Annotated in this window: 6 protein-coding genes; 2 read left to right on the top strand and 4 right to left on the bottom strand. The window is 64.6% G+C overall.

Going from position 1 to position 6,633, the window contains the following annotated elements; translation table 11 throughout:
* Positions 1 to 10: 10 nt before the first annotated feature.
* The gene (locus tag DY218_RS35310) at positions 11 to 1,093 is read right to left on the bottom strand and encodes a tyrosine-type recombinase/integrase (RefSeq protein ID WP_233521750.1); all 1,083 of its coding nucleotides are present in this window, start codon (positions 1,091 to 1,093) and stop codon (positions 11 to 13) included.
* A 378-nt stretch (positions 1,094 to 1,471) separates the two neighbouring features.
* Here DY218_RS35310 and DY218_RS20990 point away from each other — a divergent pair, with 378 nt between their 5' ends.
* Positions 1,472 to 1,738 carry a hypothetical protein gene (locus DY218_RS20990; protein WP_128557650.1) on the top strand — a complete coding sequence of 89 codons (267 nt, stop codon included), beginning with the start codon at positions 1,472 to 1,474 and terminating at the stop codon, positions 1,736 to 1,738.
* On the top strand, positions 1,735 to 2,127 hold the full coding sequence (locus tag DY218_RS20985; protein WP_128557649.1) for a PIN domain-containing protein: 393 nt from the start codon (positions 1,735 to 1,737) through the stop codon (positions 2,125 to 2,127). The genes DY218_RS20990 and DY218_RS20985 overlap by 4 nt, the downstream gene beginning before the upstream one ends.
* A 167-nt stretch (positions 2,128 to 2,294) precedes the next feature.
* On the opposite strand, the gene DY218_RS20980 is transcribed toward DY218_RS20985, so the two are convergent.
* The 3 genes from DY218_RS20980 to DY218_RS34295 all read right to left on the bottom strand — a co-directional run bounded on the left by DY218_RS20980 (position 2,295) and on the right by DY218_RS34295 (position 6,629).
* Complete coding sequence (locus DY218_RS20980) at positions 2,295 to 3,041, bottom strand: hypothetical protein (RefSeq protein WP_128557648.1); 747 nt, start codon at positions 3,039 to 3,041, stop codon at positions 2,295 to 2,297.
* A 517-nt stretch (positions 3,042 to 3,558) separates the two neighbouring features.
* On the bottom strand, positions 3,559 to 5,148 hold the full coding sequence (locus DY218_RS20975; RefSeq protein WP_128557653.1) for a type I restriction-modification system subunit M: 1,590 nt from the start codon (positions 5,146 to 5,148) through the stop codon (positions 3,559 to 3,561).
* A 50-nt stretch (positions 5,149 to 5,198) separates the two neighbouring features.
* Positions 5,199 to 6,629, bottom strand: a complete 1,431-nt coding sequence (locus DY218_RS34295; RefSeq protein WP_233521753.1) for a restriction endonuclease subunit S — start codon at positions 6,627 to 6,629, stop codon at positions 5,199 to 5,201.
* Positions 6,630 to 6,633 lie beyond the last annotated feature (4 nt).

The raw sequence follows: 6,633 nt of genomic DNA, 5'->3' as shown, positions 1-6,633 counted from the left end.
CATTGACGGTCTACGCATAGCAACCTCCCGGGGTCTGACGACCCAGGCGTCGAACTTTCATGATCGGCCGGACAGGGCCTAGGTGCCCGTAGATGTCCACTGTCGTCTTGATCGACTTATGACCGAGCCAGCGCGAGACCTCGCGGATCGGCACGCCGTTCGCCAACGCGGTCGAGGCGAAGAAGTGGCGCAGACTGCCGGGCGTGTATTTGGCCTTACCGTCCACGTCGACCACGCCTGCCGCCACGCACGCCTTCTTGAAGTGGTATCCGAAGGTGGAGGCGGTGGGCATCACACCCTTGCCCCGCTGGCGCGGGGAGAAGAAGACCTCCAGCCGCCGACGTCTGCCGCGAAGCCCTGTGAAGGCCACGGGCACCGGCGCCCACCGCGACAAGTGGCCGTCGATTTCCTGCTCGACGAACGGAGCAGCCGGGACGTCCCGGTACTCGCCCTCCGTTCGGTGCTTGAGCGGCACAATGCTTGTGTGGCAGTCACCACGGTGCGCTTTGGCGCTGACCTGCCAGCGGACCCTGACGAAGCCGGATCGTTGGCACTCGGTGGAGAAGGCGAGGGCCTCGCTGGGGCGCTGGCCGGTGCCCGACTGCAGATAAACCGCGAGCCGGTACTGCGGGGCGATGTGCTCCGCGATCAGATCAACCTCGCCCAGCGTGGGAATCTCGTCCTCGTCCACCGCGCACGGGGCCGCCCTGGATACCCGGACGCCGCGCGCAGGATTGTGCGGGATACGTTTCTCAACGACGGCCACCTCTAGCATCGCGGCCACCATCACCAATCGATCGTTGATCGTGGAAACCGCCAACCCGACACCAGAGGAGTGCAGTTGCTTAGCGAACTCCTCGAAGTCGCGCCGCGCCAGCCCGGCCAGAGTCTTCCGTCCCAGTCGCGGCACGAGATGGTTCTGGATGAACCCTCCGTAGTTGCGGCGCGTCGATTCACCGATGACCCGGCGCTCCAGCCACTCCTGAGCCCAGACCTGCAATGACACCCGCCCAGGCGCAGGATCGAAACGAACGTCGGCCTTCTTGTCGTTCTCGACCTTGTCGGCGAATGCGTCTGCACCATCCGAGCCCACCCGCCGGGCAAACGACCTCTCCCTCTGCCGCCCTCGCCTACCGCCCGGCTCCCGGTACCGCACTGTCCACCCGTGCCGGCACCGCGGACGGTCACAGGGGAAGTTCCGGTCCCGGACGTCCCTCTTGCACCTCTGAAAAACGCTCGCCACCCAAGCCCCGATCCGTCGCCTGGCTCATGCTCGAAACCGTGCACTGGCGCCCCAGGAGCCAGCAAGGCATTCATCGCTAATCCGCTCTTTCCAGCGAATATGGACCCGGCCTCACCCGCAGCCCTGGGTTCACCGAGCCCCCTTCACCGCACGCGCTCGCACCCCCACGCTCGCTGGCGCGTGAAGCGCACATCGACATCAGGCGCCATACCGCACTATGGTTAATGTATGGCTACCAAGAAGGTGACTATCACCCTCGACGAATCGCTGGTCGAAGCCCTGGCCGGAGCCGCCGAGGAAGAAGGCGTCCCACTCTCCCGCCTCGTCGCCGGAGCAGCGGAACGCGAGCTACGCCTGCGGGCCGGCCGCGCCGTCATCCAGGAGTGGCAGGCCGAACAGGGCGCCTTCACCCCGGAAGAGCTCGCCGCCGCCCGCGCGGATTTGGCCGCCGCCGACGCCGAATACCTCAGCAGTTCGGGAGCCTCGGCCGCGTGAACATCCCCTACCTGTACGACGCCGGGGTCCTTATCGCAATCGACAATGACGACCGGCGCATGTGGGCCCGACACAGCCTGGCTCTGGAGGACGGACGGGACATCCACGTCCCGTCCGTCGTCGTCAGCCAGGCATGGCGGGACTCCCGCCGCCAGGTCAGACTCGCCAAGTTCCTCGTTGGATGCCACGTCGTACCCGTCGGCCTCGAAACCGCCAAGACCGCAGGCATCCTCTGCGGCAAGGCAGGCACCTCCGACATCGTCGACGCCACCGTCGTGACCATGGCAGCCAGCCTCGGCGCCATCATCTGGACCTCAGACCCGGACGACATCCGCACCCTCATCGACGCCCAGGACATCAAACCCGCCCCGGTCATCCGCACCGTCTAGCAACCGATGAGTTCCTACAACCAGCCTGAGAGGGGATCCGGAGAGGCAAGGGCTGATGCCCGCCAGGTCGGCCTCGCGTATCCGCTGCTCGACCCGTGTGCGGCTCACAGCACGCACCTTCGCAGCTGAGGCGCCCGAAGACGATCTCGCAGGGATCGAAATCGCGATTATTCGGTCGACGCCTGGTTGATCTCCACCTGAGCTTCCGAATTCTCGGTCAGAGCCGGGGCCGGAATCGGATGCGCTGGGGGCTTGGACGCGTCCCCCTCCAGCGCATATGCGAGCGCGAGCGCAATACGCTCGATCCAGTTCAGCGCATCCGTGACATCGGGCTCGCCAATCGGGCGGCGCTGCTTGAGGTCGCCGTCGATCAGATCCGCGTCGTGTGCGATCTGGTTTCGGCGGCGGAGCAGCAGGACGTACTGGCCGCGCAGCCGCTTTTCGTCATATGAAGTCCGGTACTGGTTCCACCGGTTGACCCACTTCGCCCCCTCCCGCCACACCTTGACATCGGTGACGAGCGCCATCACCTTCGCGATGGCATCCGGGTTCTGCAGCGTCTGGCGAGCGATGTCCTGGCGCACCCGTTCCGCGACCACCTCAGCTGTGGTCGTATCGCCCCGCTGCACCTGCTCCACGCAGTGCAGCGGCAACGGGTAGTCACGGAGCTTGCGAGGCATGTCCGGGTCGTCCTTGGCAGCTTCCTCGGCGACCCGGCGCAACACCTCTTCCTGTACCCAGTGTTCGAGGGCGGCGATGGACTGTACCCAGGCGGCTCGGTAGAAGTCGGCGGTGTCGATGCCCTTGGGGCTGAGCACCTCCAGCGCCTGCCCGGCTCGCACCATCTTGCGTGCGTACGACAAGTTCCTGACGAACGATTCGAACTGACGGGTCTGGGGGTGCGCGATGGCCATGCATACCTCTGTACGGCGCGTGGGGAGAACGGAGAACTCCGGAACGTGGACTCCTGATGTTCCCTGTACTGCACAGAGGTCGGTCAAGCGGCTTTTCGGATCACGGTCGGTTGTGGCTCGATCTGATCGGTTCAGCTCCGGATTCGGCCCTTCATTCCCTTACAGCAGGCTTCTGGAGCGCTCCGCGATACGTACGTACGGGGTCGGCCGGCTCGCGTCGAGGCGTTGGCTCAGCGTTCTGGGCGATCGGCACGGAGGCCAGGCCACTACCGGAGCCGGAGACGGCGTAGGAGGCTTCGCCATCGGCACTGTCCCAAAAGAGGTGGCTGGGTCGGCTCAGAGATGTCAGCCATGGTGGCTGTGGCGACTGCTCCATCATCGAGCCAGGGCATCGCAGGGACTTCGGCATCGCCACCTCAGATGGAGTTGCCGACAGTAACCGCGCAAGAGGCCGAGGGCCACAAGGCACTCAGCATTGCGGCACTCCAGGGCGGTGACGCCAGCCTTCCGGCCATCGTCAGACCTCTTCGGCCTCCGGTACATCAACATCCGCGCCCAAGGACTTCGCGATGGCGGTGAACTCGGCCAGGGCGGACTGAAGATCGCGCACGATCTCCTCGGCGATGACCTCCGGCTCCAGATCGCTGTCCGCGTCCTCCAGGGCCGGGTCCTTCATCCACGTGATGTCAAGGTTGACCTTGTCGCGCCCGATCAAGTCCTCGTACGCGTACGGCTTCCAGCAGCCGTTCTCGTCCTCGTCCGCGACGCGGGCGGTCAGAGGCTCACCTGCCTTGTACCGGGCGACGAAGTCGTCCAGGTGGGCACGGGTCAGCGGGCGCTGCTTCATGGTGAAGTGCTGGCCGGTGCGGAAGTCGTAGACCCAGGTGACGGTGGTGCGCGGTTTGCCGTCGGCGCGCGGGGACTTCTTGTCGAAGAACAGGACGTTGGCCTTGACACCGCCCGCGTAGAAAATGCCGGTGGGCAGGCGCAGGATCGTGTGCAGGTCGAACTCGTCGAGGAGCTTGCGGCGAACCTTCTCACCCGCGCCGCCCTCGAAGAGGACGTTGTCCGGGAGAACGACGGCAGCCCGGCCATTGACTGCCGTCAACGACATGATGTGCTGAAGGAAGTTGAGCTGCTTGTTGGTCGTGGTGGCCGTGAAGTCGTCACGGTCGTACTGGACGTCCTCCTTCTCCACCTCGCCGTCCTGGCCGATCACGGTGATCGCGGACTTGCGCCCGAAGGGCGGGTTGGCGAGGACGAGGGAGGCATGTCGTCCGCTCGGCTTCTCAGCGAGCGCGTCGCCGACGTCGATCAGGCTCGGGCCGTCGCTCTTGCCGATGCCGTGCAGGAGCATGTTCATGGCGGCGAGGCGGGCGGTGCCGGTGACCAGCTCGTTGCCCCAGATCTTGGACCCGCTATCGTACGCCTTACGGGCGTCGATGTCCATGTCGCGGACGTGGTGCCGGGTGACGTACGCGTGCGCCGCGATCAGGAAGCCGCCGGTACCGCAGGCGGGGTCGGTGATCGTGTCCTCCGGACCCGGCCGGGTCACGTCCACCATGGCGTCGATGAGCGCGCGCGGGGTGAAGTACTGGCCGGCGCCGGTCTTGGTGTCCGAGGCGCCCTTGGCGAGCAGGCCCTCGTAGGCATCGCCCTTGAGGTCGGTGCCGGTGACCGTCCACTCCTCGCGGCCGATCAGTTCGACGACCAGCTTTTCGAGCAGGGCGGGCTTGGTGATGCGGTTCTGGGCGTCGGCGAAGATCGTGCCGATGGTGGTGTGGGGCTTGCGGCCGAGGTGCTCCAGGACGGCGCGATAGTGCGCTTCGAGCTCGGGACCACGCTTGCTGACGAGCGACTTCCAGTTGTAGTCGGCGGGCACGAGGGCGCTCAGGTCGCGGCCACCCCACTCGTCTTTCTCGAACTCGTCAACCATCTTCAGGAAGAGCAGGTACGAGAGCTGCTCGACGTACTCGATGGTGGACATGCCGTTGTCACGGAGGACGTTGCAGTAATTCCAGAGCTTCGCGACCAGCGTGTTGGTCTGCGCGGCGGCCTTCTTGGACTTCGGCGTCTCGGTGAGGGGGACACCTTCGGCGAAAGGCATGGCAGCGTCGTCCGCGGTGGTCTCGGCGGCGGTGTCGGATGCGAGCGCGGTCACTGGTCGAACAACTCCTGCTGAACGGAGGTGGAGGGGGCGGGGGTTGGAGCGGGCGCAGTCTTCGTCGCCGCGGCGGTAACGGCAGCGGTCGCCTTACGCGAGCGAGCAGCCCGCTTGGCCGCTTTGCGGACGGGCTTGGCCGCCTCGCGCTCGGCGGCGATGCGGGCAAGAAGAGTGCTGGCGGGCTCGTCAGAAGGGTCCTGCGGAACAAGGTCCCCGTTGAACGCCTTGCGGAGAAGCGCGTTCCGAAGGGCATACGCCCGACGCGGAAGACCTTGATCCTTGTCGAAAACCTTTGAGGCAGCTTCCAATGCGGAGACCGTCTCTTCCAAACTGTCAACCAGTTTGTGCTGCATCTCCTCGGAGGGAACAATTACTGACCACTCCGCCAGTTTCGCTGCACCCAAGTGATGGATACCCACACCCCGTGAACCCGCACGGAAGTCGCCACGCAGTGCGAGGCACCGGAAATACATGTGAAGGTACTCGGGGAGAACTCCTGTCGGGCGTACACGAATAAGCGTGTTCTGAAAGCAGCAATCCTCGATCTCATCGGACCACAGTGCTGGCTTACCTACCTCGCCCGGACTTCCTGATGCCTCACTGAGAAGAATATCGCCGACGTGGAGACGATAGGTTTCCACCTCTTTGGCGGAAAAATTCATCTCTTTTACGTCGCCGAGAAGTAGACCGCTCCAGCCAACGTTCGCAGCCCGCAAGTAGGGGCGCATGTTGTCACCGTGGTGATTCTTCGGCGATCTCTGTCGCCCGAGCCGAACTTCGCCGACCTCATCAACGCGCTTCAATTCACCACCGGAACAATCAAAGATCGCCGACATCACGCGAGGGATCAACTTGCGGGTCCGAATTTCGTTCTTGGCAAGGGCGTAAAGCCCCTGGTCGAGCCGGGAAAGCTGCTCTTCGAGGGCCTCGACGATACGGCACTGTTCGGCGAGCGGCGGCACCGGTACTTGCATGTCCATGAGTGCCGATGTCGACAAGGACGCGACCGTGGTACCCGCCTTTCGGCAACCGTCGAGGATCCTACGTTCGTACCGTCGGAGCGTCCACGCGATCCACTCCGGCATGATGCCGTCATGCGCCACAATGGCCTTCATGTCTTGGTTCAGCGTTGTCGCAAAGGGCACCAATGCCACTGGTACCGAGTGCTCTAGAACTCCCGACCGAGTCACGACAGCAACGGAATTCGTTGGCACCATGCGAACCGACGACTCTGTCACTGCTCGATCCGTAATGCGGTCCTGGACATCCGCCAACCGCTCTGACTTCATGTCCTTCGGGGACAGCCAGGGAATGTCTCCGTCTTCCCAAAAGGCAGGATCCCTCTTCGAAGGCGTGCCGCCACCGAACCACTCACCGAGGTCCCCCAGACGTGCCGAGGACCACCCCTCTGGCAACCCGCCCATATCC

The organism is Streptomyces triticagri, from assembly GCF_003429565.1.
Lineage (GTDB): Bacteria > Actinomycetota > Actinomycetes > Streptomycetales > Streptomycetaceae > Streptomyces > Streptomyces triticagri.
The sequence above is the reverse complement of the archived record's forward strand: the minus strand, read 5'-3'. Positions and strand labels throughout refer to the sequence as shown.